The 19,464-nt window shown below is 61.1% G+C and carries 19 protein-coding genes and 1 pseudogene; 12 read left to right on the top strand and 8 right to left on the bottom strand.

Annotation, left to right across the window (positions count from 1 at the left end; all coding sequences use genetic code 11):
* Positions 1 to 11: 11 nt before the first annotated feature.
* Positions 12 to 1,073 (bottom strand): tyrosine-type recombinase/integrase, encoded by a 1,062-nt coding sequence (locus BO996_RS18335; protein WP_071957151.1) that lies wholly within the window; start codon positions 1,071 to 1,073, stop codon positions 12 to 14.
* A 283-nt stretch (positions 1,074 to 1,356) separates the two neighbouring features.
* Positions 1,357 to 2,226 carry a pirin family protein gene (locus BO996_RS18330; RefSeq protein ID WP_071956044.1) on the bottom strand — a complete coding sequence of 290 codons (870 nt, stop codon included), beginning with the start codon at positions 2,224 to 2,226 and terminating at the stop codon, positions 1,357 to 1,359.
* Positions 2,227 to 2,404: 178 nt separating this feature from the next.
* Between BO996_RS18330 and BO996_RS29230 the strand changes: the two are divergent.
* Positions 2,405 to 2,536: pseudogene (locus tag BO996_RS29230) on the top strand (LysR family transcriptional regulator); the annotation flags it as partial.
* A gap of 80 nt (positions 2,537 to 2,616) precedes the next feature.
* Positions 2,617 to 3,570 (top strand): AEC family transporter, encoded by a 954-nt coding sequence (locus BO996_RS18325; protein WP_071956043.1) that lies wholly within the window; start codon positions 2,617 to 2,619, stop codon positions 3,568 to 3,570.
* 37 nt (positions 3,571 to 3,607) lie between these two features.
* On the opposite strand, the gene pdxH is transcribed toward BO996_RS18325, so the two are convergent.
* On the bottom strand, positions 3,608 to 4,255 hold the full coding sequence (gene pdxH / locus BO996_RS18320) for a pyridoxamine 5'-phosphate oxidase (RefSeq protein ID WP_043796748.1): 648 nt from the start codon (positions 4,253 to 4,255) through the stop codon (positions 3,608 to 3,610).
* A gap of 52 nt (positions 4,256 to 4,307) precedes the next feature.
* On the opposite strand from pdxH, the gene BO996_RS18315 reads away from it, so the two are divergent.
* A complete protein-coding gene (locus tag BO996_RS18315) occupies positions 4,308 to 4,880 on the top strand; it encodes a nucleotidyltransferase family protein (RefSeq protein WP_063325992.1) in 573 nt (190 codons plus the stop codon).
* A gap of 2 nt (positions 4,881 to 4,882) precedes the next feature.
* Here BO996_RS18315 and BO996_RS18310 read toward each other — a convergent pair whose 3' ends face one another.
* Positions 4,883 to 5,449 carry a MarR family winged helix-turn-helix transcriptional regulator gene (locus tag BO996_RS18310; RefSeq protein WP_013802266.1) on the bottom strand — a complete coding sequence of 189 codons (567 nt, stop codon included), beginning with the start codon at positions 5,447 to 5,449 and terminating at the stop codon, positions 4,883 to 4,885.
* A 243-nt stretch (positions 5,450 to 5,692) separates the two neighbouring features.
* Between BO996_RS18310 and BO996_RS18305 the strand changes: the two genes are divergently transcribed.
* Genes BO996_RS18305 through BO996_RS18285 form a run of 5 tightly spaced genes read left to right on the top strand, consistent with a single transcriptional unit; the run spans position 5,693 to position 11,130 of the window.
* Entirely contained in the window at positions 5,693 to 6,676 is a 984-nt protein-coding gene (locus tag BO996_RS18305) for a Bug family tripartite tricarboxylate transporter substrate binding protein (RefSeq protein ID WP_071956042.1), read from the top strand.
* Position 6,677: 1 nt separating this feature from the next.
* Entirely contained in the window at positions 6,678 to 8,972 is a 2,295-nt protein-coding gene (locus BO996_RS18300) for a xanthine dehydrogenase family protein molybdopterin-binding subunit (protein WP_071956041.1), read from the top strand.
* A complete protein-coding gene (locus BO996_RS18295) occupies positions 8,965 to 9,861 on the top strand; it encodes an FAD binding domain-containing protein (RefSeq protein WP_071956040.1) in 897 nt (298 codons plus the stop codon). Before BO996_RS18300 ends, BO996_RS18295 begins: the two co-directional genes overlap by 8 nt.
* Entirely contained in the window at positions 9,858 to 10,364 is a 507-nt protein-coding gene (locus BO996_RS18290) for a (2Fe-2S)-binding protein (RefSeq protein WP_071956039.1), read from the top strand. The genes BO996_RS18295 and BO996_RS18290 overlap by 4 nt, the downstream gene beginning before the upstream one ends.
* Positions 10,354 to 11,130 carry a CoxG family protein gene (locus BO996_RS18285; RefSeq protein WP_063325996.1) on the top strand — a complete coding sequence of 259 codons (777 nt, stop codon included), beginning with the start codon at positions 10,354 to 10,356 and terminating at the stop codon, positions 11,128 to 11,130. The genes BO996_RS18290 and BO996_RS18285 overlap by 11 nt, the downstream gene beginning before the upstream one ends.
* Positions 11,131 to 11,151: 21 nt before the next feature.
* Here the strand turns inward: BO996_RS18285 and BO996_RS18280 are convergent, their stop codons facing one another.
* Entirely contained in the window at positions 11,152 to 11,790 is a 639-nt protein-coding gene (locus BO996_RS18280) for a superoxide dismutase family protein (RefSeq protein WP_013802272.1), read from the bottom strand.
* A 135-nt stretch (positions 11,791 to 11,925) separates the two neighbouring features.
* Complete coding sequence (locus BO996_RS18275) at positions 11,926 to 12,552, bottom strand: gamma-glutamylcyclotransferase (protein ID WP_013802273.1); 627 nt, start codon at positions 12,550 to 12,552, stop codon at positions 11,926 to 11,928.
* 239 nt (positions 12,553 to 12,791) lie between these two features.
* Here BO996_RS18275 and BO996_RS18270 point away from each other — a divergent pair, with 239 nt between their 5' ends.
* Positions 12,792 to 13,316, top strand: a complete 525-nt coding sequence (locus BO996_RS18270) for an OmpA family protein (protein WP_071956038.1) — start codon at positions 12,792 to 12,794, stop codon at positions 13,314 to 13,316.
* An 87-nt stretch (positions 13,317 to 13,403) separates the two neighbouring features.
* Here BO996_RS18270 and gloA read toward each other — a convergent pair whose 3' ends face one another.
* On the bottom strand, positions 13,404 to 13,853 hold the full coding sequence (gloA, locus tag BO996_RS18265) for a lactoylglutathione lyase (protein ID WP_043796127.1): 450 nt from the start codon (positions 13,851 to 13,853) through the stop codon (positions 13,404 to 13,406).
* Positions 13,854 to 14,186: 333 nt separating this feature from the next.
* Here gloA and BO996_RS18260 point away from each other — a divergent pair, with 333 nt between their 5' ends.
* The 3 genes from BO996_RS18260 (at position 14,187) to BO996_RS18250 (ending at position 18,662) form a co-directional block, all read left to right on the top strand.
* Entirely contained in the window at positions 14,187 to 14,843 is a 657-nt protein-coding gene (locus BO996_RS18260; RefSeq protein ID WP_013802276.1) for a response regulator transcription factor, read from the top strand.
* 114 nt (positions 14,844 to 14,957) lie between these two features.
* Positions 14,958 to 17,903 (top strand): sensor histidine kinase, encoded by a 2,946-nt coding sequence (locus BO996_RS18255; RefSeq protein ID WP_232240369.1) that lies wholly within the window; start codon positions 14,958 to 14,960, stop codon positions 17,901 to 17,903.
* A gap of 63 nt (positions 17,904 to 17,966) precedes the next feature.
* Positions 17,967 to 18,662 (top strand): response regulator, encoded by a 696-nt coding sequence (locus tag BO996_RS18250; RefSeq protein WP_081816131.1) that lies wholly within the window; start codon positions 17,967 to 17,969, stop codon positions 18,660 to 18,662.
* An 11-nt stretch (positions 18,663 to 18,673) separates the two neighbouring features.
* Here the strand turns inward: BO996_RS18250 and BO996_RS18245 are convergent, their stop codons facing one another.
* A complete protein-coding gene (locus BO996_RS18245; protein ID WP_232240368.1) occupies positions 18,674 to 19,462 on the bottom strand; it encodes an Hpt domain-containing protein in 789 nt (262 codons plus the stop codon).
* Between the last annotated feature and the right edge of the window lie 2 nt (positions 19,463 to 19,464).

The following is a 19,464-nucleotide window of genomic DNA, read 5'->3' as shown; positions in this document are numbered from 1 at the left end:
AGCGCCGTCTGCTACAGGTAATGCTGCAGATGGCGCAGGGCGCGCGCGCTGTCAACGCCTATCCACTGCACGACTTCGGTCTCGGCACGGCCCGCGCGCAGCCACTGCACGATGGCCGTGTTGCGCAGCACCTGCGGGCCGACGCGGTGCAGCGGCGCCTGCTGCGCCGAGGCAGGCTGCGCGGCATGGGCGCGCTGTATCAGCTGTGAAGCCACATGGAACAGCACGCGCACCGACAGCGGCTGCCCCTCACGCGAATAAAAGACCGTGGCATCGGGTTGAACGGCCTCCGGCCCGCGCTGGCCGGCGCTGAAGCCTTTCCAGTCCTGCAGCGCCTTCACCACCGTTTCCGACAGATCCAGCGTGCGCTGCTGCGCGGCGCGTGCGCCATCGATATGCAATTGACAGGGGAGGCCATCGCCTGGTCCGGCGCATTGCACATCGCGCCAGCACAGGCCGCGCACCTCCTCGGGCGCCAGCGCCAGTTCGTACAGCAGCAGCAAGATGGCGCGGTCGCGCGCCGACTGAAAGCCGTCGGCCATCGGTATGTGGCGGGGCAGGGCATTCCACAGCGGCGCGGGAAGGCAATGGCCCTGGCCGTCTTCGGCAGGTGGACGTTCCTGCGGCGCCAGCCCTGCGGCGGGATTGGCGCTGACCCAGCCGTGGTCCAGCGCATGGTCGTAAATGCGTTCCAGCAATCGCCAGTAGCGCCTGCGCGTGACCTCGCTGATGCGGCGGCCGGGCTGGTGGCCCGACAACTGGCCTTCGCGCGGGCGCAGGAAATTCTGGACATCAACGGCGGTGGCCTGTTGCCAGGCGCGGGCCTTCGCCTTGACTTTGCCTTTCGGCGTGGCGGGGGAGAGGGGACCTTCTTTGGCTGGCATGCCGGCATCGCCCAGGCTGCGCAGCCAGGCACGCCATACCTTTTCGTAGCCGCTGTCGGGTGCCGTGTCCAGGGCATCCCAGCCCTTGGCGCCCTCGGTTTCCAGCCAATGCCGGAACAGGGCCAGCCCGTCGGGAACAGTGGACGGCGGCTTGCCGGCAGCGGCTGCCTGAGATGGTGATGAAGTCATGGGCGTTGAGAACAAAACGAGTCAACCAATGGAGTTGTTCAATGTAACTTACATGAAGTCAAGCGGCAACCTTGTTATCGACTGATGAACACCAGTGGCGACAAGTCGCCAGAAAAAGGGCCGTTCGGCTTGGATTCGAGTCCTTGGCACGTCTCTAGACGTGTGTTGGGCACTTTCAAGCACCCGCGCCGGCTCTGCGCGCTGGTGATCGCAAGCGCTGGTCCAGAGGAAGCAAGGGGAGGGCAGAAGGCGGCCCCTGCCTTCAGGACAGGGGCCGCCACGGTCAAGCCGCCATGCGCCCGAATCGGCCAGCGTTGAAGTCGGCAATGGCCTCGCGGATCTCGGCCTCGCTGTTCATCACGAACGGGCCGTGGCCCACCACGGGCTCCTCGATGGGCTCGCCCTCCAGCCACAGCACGGTGGCGTCGTTGTTGGCCTCCAGGCGCACCAGATCAGCCTCGCGATCGAAGTGCACCAACTGGCCTTCGCGAACAACCTCGTCGTCGTTGACCAGCACCGTGCCATGCAGCACGACCAGGGCCAGCGTATGTCCGGGCTTGGCGCGCAACTCGGTGGTGCTGCCGGCTTTCAGGCGCAGGTCCCAGACATTGATGGGCGTGAAGGTGCGCGCCGGCCCCTGGCTATTGCCAAAGGCTCCGGCAATCACCCGCACCCGGCCTGAGCCGCCTGGCAGTTCCACGGACGGGATCTGTCCATCCACCAGGGTCTGGTAGCCAGGCGCAACCGACTTATCCCTGGCGGGCAGGTTTACCCACAGCTGCACCATCTCCAGTCGCCCGCCGCGTTCGGTGAACGCATGGGAATGGAATTCCTCATGCAGGATGCCCGAGCCGGCCGTCATCCACTGCACGTCGCCAGGGCCGATCAGGCCGCCAGCACCGGTCGAGTCCCGGTGCTCGACTTCGCCCTCATAGACGATGGTCACGGTCTCGAAGCCGCGGTGCGGATGCACGCCCACGCCGCGAGGCTGGGCAGCCGGCTCGAAGCTGGCGGGGCCTGCGTGGTCCAGCAGCAGAAAGGGGCTCAGAGCCGCACCATGGTTGCCATAGCTGAACAGCGAGCGCACGGGAAAGCCGTCGCCCACCCAATGGGCACGGGGAGCGCTGTAGACGCCGAGCATCTTCTTGAGCATTTGCTTCTCCTTGGGAATCGTGGCTGCCGCAGCGTTAGCGCCAGCCACTTTTTGCACATGGGAGAATCTTAGGATTTGAACGATGAATGCGGTAGATAGCAAAATTTGCCTTCATCGTTCTGAATAAAGAACAATGACCATGCTGCGTGTGCTGGCCGAAAGGGCGCAGTGCCTGGTCGTCCTGCCCGGCTGGGAGCCGCGCCGCGAGCTGATCCATGCGGTGTACGCATCCTGGCGCGGGCAATTGCCCGCCGTGCGGTTGCTCATCGACCATCTGGCCCAGGTCTTCGAGGCCCTGGAAGAAGCCTGAATGAGGCAGGGCCTAGCCTGCGGCGCATAATCTGCGCGCGCCGCCAACCTGCGCAGGCGCAGCTTCCCGATCCCGCTTCAGTGAACTCTCCCGTCTTTGCCTCCCTCATCCCCGTCATTCTTTGCATTGGCGCAGGCTTTCTCGCCGCCCGCCTGGGCTGGGTGCGGGCCGCCGCCATCAAGGATTTGTCCAACATCGTTTTCCTGGTGCTCACGCCGGCGCTGCTGTTCCGCACCATGGGCGCGGTGCGGGTGCAGGAGCTGGACTTTCAGCCCGTGGCGCTGTATTTCCTGGCGACTGCGCTGATCTTCGGGGTGTCCATGGTCCTGGGCGGTTTTTCCACGCGTTCGGCCGCGCGGGGGCTGGCCAATATGTTCAGCAACACCGTCATGATCGGCGTGCCGTTGGTGGGGCTGGTCTACGGGGAGGACGGATTGGTCACGCTGTTCACCCTCGTTTCGCTGCACGCGCTGATTCTGCTCACGGCGGCCACCATCGTGTTCGAGCTGGCCGAGGCCCGCGAGCACCAGCGGTCGGGCCAGAGCGCGCCGCGCCCCATGTGGCGCACGGTGCTGCAGGCGGTGCGCAACGGCATCGTCCATCCTGTGCCGCTGCCCATACTCGCCGGCCTGCTGTTCGCACAGACCGGTCTGGCTCTTCCTGGCGTGGTGGATCGCTCCCTGCAGGTCTTGGGCCAGGCACTGGGCCCCATGGCGCTGCTGCTGGTGGGCGTGACCCTGGCCTATACCAAGGTGGGGCAGAACCTGCGAGAGGCCGTGGGCATCGCGCTGGTCAAGAACCTGGTGCATCCGCTGCTGCTGCTTGCGCTGGCCTGGGCCTTCGGTCTGGGCGGCCTGCCGGTGGCCGTGATGTTCACGGCGGCTGCACTGCCCGTGGGCGCCAACGTGTTCCTGTTCACGCAGCGCTATGGCGTGATGCAGGAGGAGGTGTCCGCCAGCATTGCGGTGTCCACGGCGCTGGCCCTGCTTACCGTGCCGCTGATGCTGTGGCTGGCCCAGCGTCTGCCGGGCTGACGGGTTTCAGCAGGAGCAGCGCCAGCAATCCAGGGGATCAGGGCGCCAGGCGCTGGCGCAGCCAGGTTCCAGATTCAAGCTGGTAGCACAGGCGGTCATGCAGGCGGCTCTTGCGGCCTTGCCAGAATTCCCAGCGCTCGGGCACCAGCCTGAATCCGCCCCAATGCGGCGGGCGCGGCGGGTTCAGCAGGAATTGCGCGCCGTACTTGGCCGCATTGGCCACCAGCACGCTGCGGCCGCTGATGACCTGGCTTTGCGGACTGGCCCAGGCACCGATGCGCGAGTCCAGCGGGCGGCTGTTGAAGTAGGCGTCGCTTTCGGCATCGCTGACCTTTTCCACGCGGCCCTCGATGCGCACCACGCGCTCAAGCTCCACCCAGTGGAACTGCAGCGCGGCAAACGGATTGCCCGCCAGTTGCTGGCCCTTGCGGCTGTCGTAGTTCGTGTACCAGACCAGGCCGCGCTCGTCGTAGCCCTTGATGAGCACGATGCGCGTGCTGGGCCGCAGGTCGCCGCCCACGGTGGCCAGCGTCATGGCATTGGGCTCGGGCACCTGGGCGCTCAGGGCTTCCTGCAGCCATTGGTCAAACTGCTGCAGCGGATCGGCCAGGGAGGCCGATTCGCTCAGTTCCGCGCGCTCGTAGCTTTTGCGCAGATCGGCGATCGAGGTGGAAATGCTGCTCATGGCCAGCATTGTGCCTGCGCCCGACCTGCCATTTGCTGCGCTAGAGTTGCGCATGCTCAGAGACTTCAAAGGCCGCCCCTGCGTGATCATCCTCGCCTCGGGCCGTGGCGAGCGTTTCCGCGCGTCGGGCGGCACCATGCACAAGCTCGCTGCGCCGCTGGGCGGCAGCACCGTGCTGGAACACACACTGGCCGCCGTCCGCGCCAGCGGCCTGCCCTGGCATCTGGAAGATGCGGGCCACCCCGGAATGGGCGATTCGCTGTCTGCGGCCGTGCGTGCCACAGCCGATGCGCCAGGCTGGCTGGTCTTGCCGGCCGACCTGCCGCTGGTGAGTCCACAGACCTTGCTGAAAGTGGCCGATGCATTGCATGCGGGGGCCCGAGCCGCCCAGCCTGTCCATCAAGGCGAGCGTGGACATCCCGTGGGTTTCGGCGCCGCATGCGGCGCGGCGCTCATGGCGTTGAGCGGAGAGAAGGGCGGGGCGCCTGTGCTGAAGGCGCTGCGCGAAGCCGGACATGTGGTTCAGGTCGATGTGGACGATGCTGGTGTGCTCACCGACATCGATACGCTGGACGATCTTGCGCGCGCTGAGGTGTTGCTGCAGAACCGGCCTGAAGTGGGCTGAATTCAGGCTTCGCCGTCTGCCGTAGCGGGGCCGCCTTCGGTCGCTGGGTCGGCTTGGCTGCCTTGGCAATAACCGCGCAGTTTGAGCAAGGCCCGATACATCACCTCCCGTTCCTCCTGCGTCAGCGCCAGCAGAGCAGCGGCCTGGTGTTGTCGGGCCACGGGCATTACCTCGTCATGCAACTGCCGGCCCGCAGGCGTGATGGAGCACAGGATCTTCTTGCGTGGAGTGGAGCCTTGCGCCAGCAGGGCCACCAGGCCGCGTTCCTCGAGCAGCCGCAGCGCCCGGCTCACCAGGGCCTTGTCCGAAGTGGATTGAACCACCAGCGCGCTGAACGGCAACTCGCCTGCATGCGCGACAAGGGCCAACAGCCGCCACTCCGAAACCGTCAAGCCCGCCGTATCGGCATAGGGCACGGTGATGGTGCGCCGCAGCGCATTGCCCACCTGGCTCATCAGCGTGGTCAGAAAGGCATCGACGGTCAGGCTGCTGCCTGCCTCGTCAAGGTGGGTCCAGGGATTGCCTGCGGGCGTGCTGGGCACAGGGAGAGGAGAAGGTGGGATGGACATGTTCCCATCAATTGTTTCACAGGCTGCCTGACGTTTGTCTTGTGGAATTTCTTTGGAGAAATCAATATAGGTCAATCGGTGTTTTCGGTAAGTTGATTCATCAACTTACTGGAGAAAATCGTCATTGATTCTTTTGAGGATCAATGTTTCATGTATGAATCGCATGAATTCATCCCATAGCCAGCCCCAGCTGCCATGCCCGTATCTGACCGATGCATGTCCGCGCTTTCAAAGGAGCCAGTGATGACCCCCCATCGTCGGCAAGGCCTGACCCTTGCAGCATTGGCTTTTGCCACCGCTGTCTGTGGTCCGACATTTGCACAGGACTACCCCGCCAGGCCGATCACCGTGGTGGTCGCCTATCCCGCAGGTGGTGACACGGACGCCATGGCGCGCCTGTTCGCCGAAAAGCTCACGGTGCGTCTGCGCCAGCCCGTGGTGGTGGACAACCGGCCCGGGGCGGGCGGCACTGTGGGCAACAACCTGGTTGCGCGGGCCGTGCCCGATGGCTACACGCTGCTGTTCACGCCCAACCCCTTCACCATCGCCCCCATGGTGATGAGGCTCCCTACTGCCGCGACCTATGACCCCTTGAAAGGTTTCACCCCCGTGGTGCAGACCGCCAGCCAGGCCGTGCTGCTCGTGGCCCATCCCTCCACGGGATTCAAAAGCGTGGCCGACATGGTGGCTGCGGCCAAGGCCGGCAAGACGCTCAGCTACGCCAGTCCCGGCGCAGGCTCGCCCATGCACATAGGTGCCGAGTGGCTGAACCGCGCTGCCGGAGTGAGCATTCAGCATGTGCCCTATCGCGGCGTGGCACCGGCCGTCAACGATGTGGCAGCGGGCCATGTAGGACTGGCCTACGTCACGCTGGGGCCGGTGGCCCAGTACATCCAGGCGGGCAAGCTTCGCGCGCTGGCCGTGACCGACCCGAAGCGTTCGCCCCTGCTGCCCGATGTGCCTTCGCTGGCGGAACTGGGCTACAGGGACATCGCCGCGGGTGCCTGGAATGGCTTCTTCGCGCCCAAGGGCACGCCGGCCGCCGTGGTGCAGACCTTGAACACCCATCTCAACGAGATCCTCAGGATGCCGGAGGTGGTGGCAAAGATGGCCACCTTCGGTGCCGTGCCCGTGGGCGGGTCGCCGCAGGTGCTGGCCGATGTCAACGCTGCCGACTACGAGCGCCTGGGCAAGGTGATCCGCGAACTCGGCATCACCGCTGAATGACATGAATACCTCGAATTCCACGCTGGGCCGCGAGACGGCCCAGGTCACGGCGCTGTCCAAGGTACTAGGTCGTGCCCAGTACGCGGGCGACCTCAAGCTGCCGGGCATGCTGCATGCCAAGCTGTTGCGCAGCCCCTATCCGCATGCGCGCATCGTGCGCATCGACATTGCTGCAGCGCGTGCGCTGCCCGGTGTGAAAGCCGTGCTGACCGGGGCAGATGCACCGCGCACGCCCTGGGGCGTGAGCCACAAGGAGCGGCGCATCCTGGCAGACGGCCTGGTGCGCTTTGCGGGGGAAGAGGTGGCAGCCGTGGCTGCCGCCACAGAAGAGATCGCCCGCGATGCGCTGGACCTGATCGAGGTCGAGTACGAAGAACTGCCCGCCATCCTGTCGCCCGAGGAAGCCCTGGATGAAGAAGCGCCCGGCGTTCATCCGGGCCGGGGCAACATCGCCCACGAGATCCGCTTCGAGCGCGGCGATGCAGATGCCGGATTCGCCGCAGCTGATCTGGTTCACGAAGCCACGTACACCACGCATGCGCAGTACCCGGGCTACCTGGAACCCATGGCAACCCTGGCCTCCATCGACGCCGATGGCCGCCTGTTGGTACAGACCTCCACGCAGTCGGTTTTCCTGGCGCGTGCCCGGCTGGCGGCGGCGCTGGAGCTGCCGGTGTCCGCCATCCGCGTGGTGCAGGCCACCACGGGCGGCGGCTTTGGCGGCAAGATCGTCGAGGACGACAACCAGCTCGTGGCGGGCCTGCTGGCCCTGCGCACCGGGCGGCCCGTGCGCCTGGTCAACAACCGGCTGGAGGACTTCCTGGCCTGCTGCTCCAGCGTCCCCGAGCGCATCACGCTCAAGCTGGGCATGGCGCGTGATGGCCGCATCCTCGCCAAGCAGGTGCACATCGTTGCCGAGTGCGGTGCCTATGCGGGTCTGTCGGCCGAGGTCATGCACGTCAGTGCCATGCGCAGCGACAACATGCACAGGCAGGGCAACGTCCGATCGCACGCCACCCTGGTCTATACCAACAACCCGCCGCACGGCGCGTTCCGCGGCTTTGGCGGTACGCAGATGCTGTTCGCGCTCAACAGCCACATCCACATCATGGCCGAGCAGCTGGGGCTGGATCCGGCCGAAGTCCACAAGCTCAATGCAGTGGAAGCCGGCGACGTGACAGTGCATGGCTGGAAGATCGGCAGCGCCGGCCTCAAGGAGTGCATAGACCAGGCCACCGATGCCATCGACTGGCGCGCCAAGCGCGCCCGCCCCCGCCAGGCCCTTGGCGCCCGCCGCAGGGGCGTGGGCATGGCCGCGGCCATGCATGTCAGCGGCAACCGCACCATGGGCAACTGGGACGGCTCCACCGTGGTGGTGCGCATCCATGAGGATGGCCAGGTGCTTGTGCTCAGTGGCGAGTGCGACATGGGCCAGGGCGCGGCCACCATGCTCAGCCAGATCGTCGCCCATGAACTCACGCTGCCGTTGTCGCAGGTCCGCGTGGCCGCACCCGACACGGACAGCACGCCCTTCGCCATAGGCTCGCTGGCCTCGCGCGTGACCATGGCTGCAGGCAATGCCGCCATAGGTGCCGCGCAGGCGGCCCGCAGCAAGCTGCTGGCCCTGGCCGCCGTCGTGCTGGAGGCGCAGGTCGACGACCTGGAGCTGGCCGATGGTCAGGTGCGCGTGCGCGGCACCGACCGTGCGGCAGGCATGGCCGAGCTCGCACGCCAGCACATCTGGCGCCATGGCGGCGAGGGCATACAGGTCAGCCACACCTGGGATGCCCAGACGCAGATGCACGACGCCCAGCTGCACGGCAACATCGCGCCGGCCTATTCCTTCGCGGCCCAGGCAGTGGAGGTCGAGGTCGATACAGAAACCGGCCAGGTCCGGGTGCTTGACAGCTATGTGGCCGACGACTGCGGCAAGGCGCTGAACCCCGTCGCCATCCATGGGCAGACCAACGGGGCCACCGTCCAGGCCATGGGCTGGGCCCTTTACGAGCAACTGCACCTGGAAGGCGGGCGCCTGGCCAACGGCAACTTCGCCGACTACACCATGCCAACGGCCGACGCCGTGCCCTTGCTGCGCGGCGGCTTTGTCGAGTCCAACGACCCCAACGGCCCCTATGGCGCCAAAGGGGCCAGCGAAACCGCCATCCTGCCGGGAGCGCCTGCCATCGCCAACGCCGTGTACGACGCCATCGGCGTGCGCATATGCGATCTGCCGATCACGCCCGAAAAAATCCTGGCGGCGCTGCGCACACGCGCCGAGGAGGGCCGTCATGCATGACTTCGACTTCCTGGAGCCCACCTCGGTGGCGGGGGCCAGCCGGTTGCTGGCCGAACTGGGCGAGGACTGCCGCGTGATCGCCGGCGGCACGGCCTTGATGCTGGGCATGCGCCAGCGCATGCTCGCGCCCACGCACCTGGTCTCGCTGGCTGGCATCGATGCGTTGCGAGGCCTGGACTTCGACCCGGTGCGTGGCCTGCGTATCGGCGCCCTGGTGCGCCATGCCGAACTGGCGGCCTCGCCGCTGGTGTCGCATCACTATCCTGTCCTGGCCGGCATGGCGCAGCGCATGGCCAACCCGCAGGTGCGCAATCAGGGCACGGTGGGCGGCAATCTCTGCTATGCCGACCCCTCCACCGACCCGCCCGGCTGCCTGATGGCATTGGGCGCCCAGATCGTGCTGGCCAGCGCAAGAGGCGAGCGCCTGTTGGACATCGAGGACTTCCTGGTCGACTACTACGCCACGGCGCTGGAAGGCGACGAGATCGTCAGCGAGATCCGCGTGCCGCCCATGGGGCAAGGAGACGACCGGCGCAGCGGTGTGTACACGCGCTTTCTGCGCACAGCGGCCGAACACCGGCCGCTGGCCAGCGTGGCCCTGGTGGCGCACACCGCCGGGGGCATCTGCCGCGACGCGCGTCTCGTCGTGGGCGCCTCTACGCCCATACCCGTGCGCCAGCGGCGCGCCGAGGGCTTTCTTGAAGGCCGTGCCCTCACCTGGGCCTTGGCGGCCGAGGCGGGTGACATCGTCGCGGCCGACATCACACCGGTTTCCGATCTGCGCGGCTCGGCGGATTTCCGCCGAGAAATGGTGCGCGTCAACGTGCGGCGCACCGTGGCCGAACTGTTTGGCCTGGACCAGGCACTGGAACAAGGAGAGCTGGCATGAGCCGACATCGCATCGAATGCACCGTCAACGGCGAGCCCTGCAGCGTGGACGTGTCTGCGCGCCGGCTGCTGTCGGATTTTCTGCGTGATGACCTGCACCTGACGGGCACCAAGCGCGGCTGCGAGACGGGCGTGTGCGGCGCCTGCTCGGTGCTGCTGGATGGCGAAGTGGTGAAGTCCTGCCTGCTGCTGGCCGTGCAGGTCCAGGGCCGCGCGCTCACCACCATCGAAGGCCTGGCCGACCGTATTGCTGGGGGTGCGGGCGCAGACCCGTCACAACGGCTGCACCCGCTGCAGCAAAGCTTCATGCAATGCGGCGGCCTGCAGTGCGGCTACTGCACACCGGGCTTCATCATGGCCGCCTGCGATCTGCTGGGGCGCAACCCCCTTCCCGGCGCGGACGAAGTTCGCCATGGCCTCAACGGCAACCTGTGCCGTTGCACGGGCTACACCCAGATCGTGGAATCGGTCCTTGTGGCCGCGGAGAAAATGCATGGAAATTGAGAAAACCCTGACTGTTTCGGCCTCGCGAGAGCGGGTATGGGCCTTGTTGCTCGATCCCCAGGTCATGGGAGGTGCCGTGCCGGGCATGCAGTCCATCGAAGTGGTCAGCCCCACCGAATACGTGGCGGTGATGCACCAGAAGATCTCCTTCATCAGCGCCAGATTCAAGCTGCGCACACGCATCGTCGAGCAACGCGCTCCCGAGTATCTGCGCGTGGAAGGAACGGGAGAAGACACCTCGGTGGCCAGCTCGCTCAAGCAGCGCAGTGAAATCTTCCTGAGCGCCACGCCGGATGGAGGCACCGAACTGCGCATCAAGATCGACGTGGACCTGCTGGGCCGTCTGGGCGCCTTCGGCCTGAGCGTGATGAAGACCAAGGCCGACCGAATATGGGAGGAGTTCGGTAACAATCTGGCCGCGCGGCTCGAAGGCGGGGGAGGGGAGCGCGCTGCGGGCGAGGCGACCATGCAGGCGCCTGCACCTGTCGCGCCCGCGCCGGCCTCCGAGCCAGCCAGGGAAACGGTGGTGCAAGCCCGGAATTCGCCAGCACCAGCGCCAGCTTCGGAGCTCTCCTCCACGGCCCAAGACCTGCGGGGCCGTGGCTGGTGGGGGCGGCTAATCGGCAGCTTGAGCGGTGAGGGCAGCGCGGGCGCTGCCGACACCATTCATGTCGAGCTGCGCCGTGGCGATACCACGGTCAGCGTCCAATGGCCGGGCGCGCGCGCCGAGCAGTGCGCGGCGTGGCTGCGCGACTGCCTGCGCTGAACGCAGACCCGGCCGAGCACATCATCCGCGCGTGATCACCGCACAGGCCAGGCGCGCCCCCGAATTGCCGGTGGGCTGCGTGGTGTAGTCGTCCGGGTCCTTGTGCACGATCAGGCCACGACCCACCACGCTGTTGGGGCCCTGGTCCAATGCGAGGCCGCGCGACACGAAGTCGATGCTTGCCATGCCTTGCGCATCGGATCGCAGGCTGGGCAGGTCGCCCGTGTGATGGGTGGAAGAATCGAAGCGGCCATGGGCCTGGCCGGTCGGGTTGAAATGGCCGCCAGCGCTCAGGCCGTCAGGGCTGGAGCAATCGCCTTTTTCATGGACGTGAAAGCCGTGCTCGCTGTTCGGCGCCAGCCCCTGGACGGAGCCTTGCACGCGCACGCTGCCATCGGCCTGTGCCGTGAACTGCAGGCTGCCGCTGACCTTGCTGCCTTGCGTGGGCTGCAGCTGGGCCATGGCCACATTGCGGGAGGCGGGCGCTGTCGTGACGGCTGCCGGGGTCGATGCGGAGGCTGCGGCAGGAGGCTTGGGCTGGCTGCCACAGGCGCCCAGGGCCAGCACCATGCCGGCAGCCATCAACAGCTTCACGGCGGTGGACGGGGTGGAGGGCTGCGAAGTGGCGGCGTGGCTGGATTGGGAAGCGTTCAAAGGCATGGCGGCAATCTCCTGTTTGGAATGGGAACTGAAAAAGTCACGGGGGCGCATGGCGCGCAGCCGCCATCATGCAGCGTGCGATACGGCGGCCATGTCGGAGAGCACAGCGTTCTGCGGCCGTGCGCGGCGATGGCGTCAAACGGAGCCTTGCCGCGCGCCTGCGTCGGGCTGGCCGGCGTAGCTGAGCAGGCGCTGGAGCGCGCGGTCACGGATGCCCAGGCGCTTGAGCTCATCGAAGGTTGCGCGCGCATAGTCATGCGTGCTGCCGTAGATGCCCTTGGCCTCGCTGAAGATGCGGCGATAGTCTTCGGGCGCCAGCTCGCCCGTGTGATTGGGGCTTTGCCGGGACAGCGTGAACGCCAGCGCCTGCACCGTGCCCTGGCCGGTGCGGCAGGGCAGCCAGCGTGGGTCATAGACGGCATTGGCCATCTCGCGCTGCCACAGCTTTCTCATAACGTCATGGCCGTGGTGCCGGGGAATGCGGAACACCATGCCCTGGCAGCTGCCGCCGGACAGCATGCCAAAGACCAGACCAGGGTTCTGGGGCGTGCCGCGGTTGATGGTGCTCCACATCTTCAGCGCCCGATGCCAGCCAAAGACACGCGCCGTGCGGCGTTCGCAGAAATCGAAATCCGGCCGCCAGATCAGCGAGCCGTAGCCAAAGATCCAGAGGTCATCGCTCCCGCCCCATCGGTGCAGCGCCTCGTCCAGCATGGGCTGTGACTCTCGGCGGGCGAATGAAAATTCTGGCAGTGCGGACATGGGCGCGACAGCATGAAAGAACAATGACGTTTTAACGCCTGGACGCGCAAACGGTGCACAAGCGCGTGCTTTGCCCTTGCAGGGCTGGTTTTCTGTCTCCGCCGCACCACAGTTTTTGCCGGCCGTCACTGCGGGGTTTGGGCGTGGCGCGGGGCCCTCGACGGTGGCCCTCTACAATCCACCGGTTTTTCGCAGTCTTTCTGGTTTTCATCCAACAGCTCATTCACGGAGAGTGCTTCATGTCCTTCAGTCATTCCGACGACGACAGCCAACAACGTTTTGCCCTGGGTTTCCTGTTCGCGCTGATTGCGCTCGTCGTCTCCACGGTCGTTGGCGTCGTCGTCTACCAGCGCGGCATTGCGCATGGCCCGGCGAAGATGGCAGGCGGCGCTTCCCCTGTGGCAGCAATGGTGCCCGTGGTCGTGGAGGAAGATGTGGCCCGCGTCGTTGTCGAAAACGGCGTGGTCAAGTTCTACTTCGCATCGGCCAAGGCCGAGCTGGCCGCGGGCGCCAATGAAGCGCTGGCCGACGTGGTCGCCGGTGTGAAGGGCGGCAAGCGCGCCGTGATCTCGGGCTACCACGACGCCACGGGCAGCGCCGAACTCAACGCCGAACTGGCCAAGAAGCGCGCCCTGGCAGTCCAGGCCGCCCTGTCCGCTCTGGGCGTGGCTGAGGAAAAGGTCGAACTCAAGAAGCCCGAGCAGCTGCAGGCTGACGGCAGCAACGCCGAAGCCCGCCGCGTGGAAGTGATCCTGGTGGACTGAGCCTCAGTCTTGCCGCTGTAAACGGCCAAAAAGAAAAGGCCCGGAGCGTCAATCGCTCCGGGCCTTTTCTTTTGACGGCTGCGTGGATCAGGAATTGCGCAGTGGGTCGAACTTCGCGTCGCCGTCAGGCTGGGTCCCGGCATGGGCTCGCGAATTCTCTTGTATGAGTTCGATCTTGTAGCCGTCCGGATCCGTCACAAAGGCAATCACCGTGGTGCCGCCCTTGACGGGGCCTGCCTCGCGCGTCACGTTGCCGCCGGACGCCTTGATCTTCTCGCAGGCGGCATACGCGTCCGGCACGCCAATGGCGATGTGGCCATAGGCCGAGCCCATGTCATAGGCCTCGGTGCCCCAGTTGTAGGTCAGCTCGATCTCGGCTTGGGCCGGGTTGCCGCCCTCGAAGCCCAGGAAGGCCAGGGAGTATTTGTACTCCGGGTTCTCGGAGGTCCGCAGCAGCTGCATGCCAAGAACCTGTGTGTAGAAATCGATGGAGCGCTGGAAGTTGCCAACGCGCAGCATGGTGTGGAGGATTCGCATCCCTCGATTGTGCCGGGATTCCGCCATCTCTTCAGCCGCCCGCCAAGCGCCGCAGTGATCTCCTCCCGCACAGGTCTGGCGCCTTCCCGCAGATCGGGCACGTCAGGGCCTGACGGCATCTGGCCCGAATCCATTCAACCATTGGTTCAACTGTCTGTTGAATTCTAGGAGTGGGACCTAGGACTGGTACCCGATTTTTCGGCAATAAATCTTGCAAATCAGACAAATCTTAGATTTTTGGATTGAAAAATCAGACAAATCCAATTAAATCCTAGTAGCCGGCTGCCTAGAATAGGAATGTTCTTCGTGCGAATTATTTTAATTTTTTGAGTCATGAAAAATTTCGTCTTGCGGATATTAATTGCCGATGACCATCCGGCAGTTCTGGCAGGCATAGAAAGTGTTTTGGAGGATAAGCATGAAATAGAGATTGTAGGTCGAGCGAAAAACTCCACGGAAATCATAAGCTTTCTGAAGAAAAACGAATGTGATGTTCTGGTAACTGATTACTCCATGCCCGGTGGAACCTACGGTGATGGTCTGGTGATGCTGAATGTCATTCGTAAAAGATTTCCAAGTGTCAAGATCGTCATGCTGACAATGATCGAGAACATTGGAATCATCAAATCTCTTACCAACCAAGGAATCTACAGAATTGTCCATAAAACGGATTCCTTGGGAAGTCTGCTGCCCGCCATCTACGCTGCATACACGGATGGTCAATTCATATCTCCCAGTGCAAGCAAGCTGCTGGGAGGAGAATGGCTGGGTGCGGTGCGGACATCGATAGAACTCTCAAAACGGGAAGAAGAGGTTCTGCTTCTTTTCATCTCTGGCATGACGGTGTCCGAGATAGCAAAAAAGCTCTATCGCAGTATCAAGACGGTCAGCACGCACAAGGTGGCTGTCATGAACAAGCTGGGTATACGCAAGGACATTGATCTCATTCGCTATGGAATTGAGATGGGCTGGATTGACGTAAGAAAATAGGTGCAGAAATGCAGCGTCATTGCCGCAGACGATCCGACCAAGCTCCATGCCATCCGCAGCTTTCTTGCAAAGATTTCTTTTATTACATGAGGAGATCCACAGCCTGATCGATGGTTGTATCTTGATGCCCAGATGGAAATATATAAAAAAGAGGCTGGAGAAAAGGAAGAGCTCCACCTTCTGACCAAATACAACAAGACACTGCTTTTTGGCGGTGGCCTGGTTTTCTCTCTTCTTATCATTGTTTTGGCAATGCTTGCGGCCCTGTTCGAGCTCAATGACTTCATGGAGGAAAGAAGAGCCGTATTCCAGAGCAAGAGAACCCGGGTTCTGGTGGAAATAGAAACAAAGCAAGTGATTATGATGCGAGGAATCATTGCATCAGAGTTGCTTTGGGGGCAGACGCACACATCTCATCCCGGTGTCTTTGCCGGGGCAGATGCTGTGATGGCAGGGGTGAGTCCTGTAGTATTGCTTGAGAATAAGATCAACAAGGATGTACACAAGCACTACAGAGATATGTTGGGAGAGCTGGCATATTTGGCAAATTCCAGCTTTCTTCAAAATGGAAGAGCAATATCTGCCTATGTCTTCAGTCCGGACAGATCGTTCATAGGCGTCCTTGTGCCGCAGGTGCCAAACGAGCATGAGCGAAAAGACATGCTCTTGAAACTCAGGGAACAGATTTCGACTTTGCCTGAAGATAACGGCACCATCATTCCGTCCGTCCAGCTGCGACATCCCATATGGCTGCCTCCGAGTAAAAGCATTCTGACCGGGGAGATGTCATTTCAGATTGTTGTCTCGGCTTTCCAAGATGGAAAGCCATTTCTCACGGTGGTGAGCGACATGCCGACTCAATATATTGAGAGCCTTATGCAGCAGGGTGATGGTAGGAACTCCTTGTTTATTATTGATTCTCAAGGCAACGTTGCGTTGGGTGGGGGAGGCGGCGATGCAATAGGGGATTTTTTTGATATCGAGGCGTCGAAATTTAACGGAGGTCTGATATGTAGATATATTTTGAGCAAGTATGGTGCAGTCTATAGAAATGGACATTTTTATTACTATTCGAGGATATCAAATACGAACATGATACTTCTCCAGGTGTTTTCCTGGAAAGATGCTGTGTATTTAAATGGGAAGTCTCTTGTATATTTGCTGTTTTCATTGATATTCATCATTTTTTTCTGGTGTTTTCTGATATATTTTTATGATAGGGTTTTTATTCCAATATATGGGAAAGCCAAGAATGTGTTCGACACGGAACATCTGAGCCGCACCATCATTGCCATGGCGCCTTATGGACTTGGTCTTCTTGATTTCAAGGAAAAGAAGATGCTGTTGGAAAACAGCATGATGTACAAGTACAAAGAAAGCATGGTGTTGGATGATAAGTCTTCTGGTGAGCGGTTGATTGAATATTTTCTCAGATTCTACGGTGAGAAATATCTGAGTGGAAAAAAGACTGAATATTTGCCGGTAGTCAGCGAAGTCGTTATCTCTTACAACGGAACGGTTGCAGAGCTTTCAGTGATCATGGTGAAGGCCAAATATCAGGGGCGGCATGTCCTGCTGTGTGGATTTGCCGATATCACTGCGCACAAGCAGGTACAAAGAAATCTGGAAGATGCCAAAAAGGCGGCAGAAGAGGCAAACCAGGAAAAATCTTCTTTTCTTGCTGCCATGAGCCACGAGATACGCACGCCACTGAATGCAATATTGGGCAATCTGGAAATACTGGGAAGAAGCTCCATGTCAGAAGAGCAGCAAACCAGGCTCACCACCATATCATCTTCATCCCATTCTCTTTTGACGCTGCTGAATGATGTTCTCGACTTCTCGAAGATCGAGTCTGGTCAGATGAGTGTGGAATTGGCCAGCTTTGATCTCAAGTCTGTGATCCGGCAGGTGGCTGCCATTTACAAACCGCTGGCTGCGGAACTAGGTATAGGATTTTCCTTGATCATTGACCATTCGCTGAGGGAAGGATATATAGGAGATGGCGAGAGAATAAAGCAAATCCTCAACAATCTTCTCAGTAACTCCTTGAAATTCACCAAGGCTGGCAAGATTGACGTATTTGCATCAGACAGGGTCGGTGAGCTCAAGATAAAAGTGTCAGATACCGGGATAGGCATTCATCCCTCACAGCACCCCTTCATCTTTGATGCATTCAAGCAGGCAGGCTCGGATATAGCGGCGGAATTTGGTGGTACGGGGCTGGGCCTGACACTGTGTCAGCGTATGGCACATCTCATGGGCGGGGAAATCCGGTTCTTCAGCGTGCCGGGAAAGGGCAGCATTTTCGAATTGACCTTGCCCGCATGCCACGCCCAGCCTGTTCCTGCTTCCTTGGGGTGGGACGATGGCGATGTCATGCTTGCAGACGATGAAATCGCAGGTTATTGCGCAAGGATTCTCATCGTCGATGATCACCCGGTCAACAGGCTGCTGCTTCTGGATCAGCTGAAAATACTCGGCTTCGAGGCGGAATCTGCAGAAGGCGGGGAATCCGCATTGCGAATGATGTCGCGAAATATCTATGACCTGGTTCTTACGGACCTGCAAATGCCTGGAATGAGCGGTTATGCGCTTGCTCAGCGCATCAAGCAGAATTATCCGGGAGTTCCTGTGGGAGCAATAACGGCACATGCAGGCAAGCAGGAAAAATTCAAATGTGCAAAATTTGGCATCGTAGATATTCTTGTCAAGCCGGCCTCCTTGAAAAACATCAAGGAATTCATTGGAAAAAATATAGGAAAGTCTGGCAAGGGTGTCGCTGAAGCTGCGGAAGTTCCGGGCAGCAGATTGCCTTATCGTGATGTATTGATTTCAGCAACCGAAAGCTCATTGACTGCGTTGAAAAAGCATTTGCTGCAAGGTGATCTGATGGCTGTGCACCGTGAAATTCATGCCATGAAAGGGTCATTTGCGGTGGCTGGGCTGAAGGATAGAGTGGAAGATATGGACCGATTGTCATCTCTTGTCAATACGCGGCACCTCCGTGCAGTGGACGATGCACTGACTGACCTGCTGGAGAACCTGAGAGATATCTGATGAGTCATGGTGCAATGATGCTGCACTGAACGATTGTGTTTATTCCGTTGATGGTGCCAAATCATGTTTTCCAATATGAATCATAGAAAAGATTTGAATATATCCGTACTGCTGGCCGATGATCATCCTGGAATCATCTCAGGCATCCGGCATGAGCTGTCTTCCGAGCTGGAAATCCTGTTGAAAGCCAGTGTGTCAAACTCAACCGATCTGGTGAAAAAGTTGGATGAGGGTGGCTTTGACGTGCTTGTGTCGGATTACTCCATGCCTACGGGTCAATACGGAGATGGCTTGAATTTGTTTGGCTATATATCCAGAAGATTTCCGAACCTGGGTTTGGTGGTTCTGACCATGCTGGACAATTCGGCCATTCTCCAGGCGCTGGGCAAGGTGTCGAACATCAGCATCGTGAGCAAGGCGGACCCTGTGCTGCATCTGGTTCCAGCCATTCATGCCGCCTATACAGGAGGGACATACTTCTCTCCCGCCATTTCCGAGCGTCTGGAAAAAATGAATGCGGGTGTCATGGGAGGCGAAGGAAAATCACCGGGGGTGCTCAGTCCCAAGGAATCGGAGGTGGTAAGGCTTTATGCGGCCGGCTTGCGTATCGACGAGATCGCGGCCAAGCTGAACAGAAGCAAGAAAACCATCAGTACCCAGAAAGTCAAGGCCATGCACAAGCTTGGAATTGAACGAGACATTGATCTGATGAAGTATGCCCTTGAGTGCGGATGGGTGACCTCATCGAGATCTCAATGACGGCCGGTTCTTTATCTGCCGTTCAAGGTCTGGATTTCTTCCAGGAGCTGGTCAAGCTGCAGTTCCAGCGCCAGCAGCGAATGCGCATGGTGCATCAGCCCATCATGGTTGATGCCGTTTTCCAGGCCGGCGCAGCGTATTGACAGCTCAGTCAGGTCAAAAAATCGCAGTGAACCGGAAAGATTGTGCAGCTCTCTTTGCACATCCTTGCGATTCTTGCTGGATTTGATGATCGCCAGCGACGAACGTGCAGACTCCAGAAAGGCCGTTCTGATGGGGGCCGGGATCTGTTGAAAATGGGCGACGTCATCGGTCGACGAAATGCGGCCGCTGTTGGCAGGCCGGGGCTGAACGGCCAGTTGCAGTGCATCAAAGAGGCCTTGCAGCGAACGCCAGGAGACTTCGATGATGCGGGCGTTGATCACCTTGGGTTGCAGGGGGTGATCAGCCTCGCATTCGATGATGCTTGCAGCTCCTGCCACCAGGCGGTTTTCATCCTTGGGATTCCAGGACGTTTTCGGTCCGCAAAGCACAACAACCTGGAACTTCTGAAGGCGATCCTGGCGAATGGCCGTGGGATGGTGGCAGGCCGTGGTCGCCAGGCCCCAACTTTTGAGGTGCGGGAGCAGATGGGCGTGTAGTTCATCGGATGACGAGATGAACAAAACCTGCTCGCCTGAAAATGACAAAGTGGAGGAGGGGGGCTCTTCTGTGGTGGTTATCGATTCGGCGGCAGTCGAGAACTTTTCAGAACGGTATGGTGTGGGTGCACTGTCCAAGGTGGATGTCTGTTTTTTCATGG

Source organism: Delftia sp. HK171 (genome assembly GCF_001886655.1).
Taxonomy (GTDB): Bacteria; Pseudomonadota; Gammaproteobacteria; order Burkholderiales; family Burkholderiaceae_C; genus Comamonas; species Comamonas acidovorans.
Note: the sequence above shows the minus strand (reverse complement) of the source record. Positions and strands in the feature narration are given on the sequence as shown.

What these genes read in the sequence shown, in the direction of transcription:
- BO996_RS18335 (WP_071957151.1), bottom strand. Translation starts at nt 1,073, where the DNA reads ATGACTTCATCACCATCTCAGGCAGCCGCTGCCGGCAAGCCGCCGTCC.
- BO996_RS18330 (WP_071956044.1), bottom strand. Translation starts at nt 2,226, where the DNA reads ATGCTCAAGAAGATGCTCGGCGTCTACAGCGCTCCCCGTGCCCATTGG.
- pdxH (WP_043796748.1), bottom strand. Translation starts at nt 4,255, where the DNA reads ATGAGCAGCATTTCCACCTCGATCGCCGATCTGCGCAAAAGCTACGAG.
- BO996_RS18315 (WP_063325992.1), top strand. Translation starts at nt 4,308, where the DNA reads ATGCTCAGAGACTTCAAAGGCCGCCCCTGCGTGATCATCCTCGCCTCG.
- BO996_RS18310 (WP_013802266.1), bottom strand. Translation starts at nt 5,449, where the DNA reads ATGTCCATCCCACCTTCTCCTCTCCCTGTGCCCAGCACGCCCGCAGGC.
- BO996_RS18305 (WP_071956042.1), top strand. Translation starts at nt 5,693, where the DNA reads ATGACCCCCCATCGTCGGCAAGGCCTGACCCTTGCAGCATTGGCTTTT.
- BO996_RS18300 (WP_071956041.1), top strand. Translation starts at nt 6,678, where the DNA reads ATGAATACCTCGAATTCCACGCTGGGCCGCGAGACGGCCCAGGTCACG.
- BO996_RS18295 (WP_071956040.1), top strand. Translation starts at nt 8,965, where the DNA reads ATGCATGACTTCGACTTCCTGGAGCCCACCTCGGTGGCGGGGGCCAGC.
- BO996_RS18290 (WP_071956039.1), top strand. Translation starts at nt 9,858, where the DNA reads ATGAGCCGACATCGCATCGAATGCACCGTCAACGGCGAGCCCTGCAGC.
- BO996_RS18285 (WP_063325996.1), top strand. Translation starts at nt 10,354, where the DNA reads ATGGAAATTGAGAAAACCCTGACTGTTTCGGCCTCGCGAGAGCGGGTA.
- BO996_RS18280 (WP_013802272.1), bottom strand. Translation starts at nt 11,790, where the DNA reads ATGCCTTTGAACGCTTCCCAATCCAGCCACGCCGCCACTTCGCAGCCC.
- BO996_RS18275 (WP_013802273.1), bottom strand. Translation starts at nt 12,552, where the DNA reads ATGTCCGCACTGCCAGAATTTTCATTCGCCCGCCGAGAGTCACAGCCC.
- BO996_RS18270 (WP_071956038.1), top strand. Translation starts at nt 12,792, where the DNA reads ATGTCCTTCAGTCATTCCGACGACGACAGCCAACAACGTTTTGCCCTG.
- gloA (WP_043796127.1), bottom strand. Translation starts at nt 13,853, where the DNA reads ATGCGAATCCTCCACACCATGCTGCGCGTTGGCAACTTCCAGCGCTCC.
- BO996_RS18260 (WP_013802276.1), top strand. Translation starts at nt 14,187, where the DNA reads ATGAAAAATTTCGTCTTGCGGATATTAATTGCCGATGACCATCCGGCA.
- BO996_RS18250 (WP_081816131.1), top strand. Translation starts at nt 17,967, where the DNA reads ATGTTTTCCAATATGAATCATAGAAAAGATTTGAATATATCCGTACTG.
- BO996_RS18245 (WP_232240368.1), bottom strand. Translation starts at nt 19,462, where the DNA reads ATGAAAAAACAGACATCCACCTTGGACAGTGCACCCACACCATACCGT.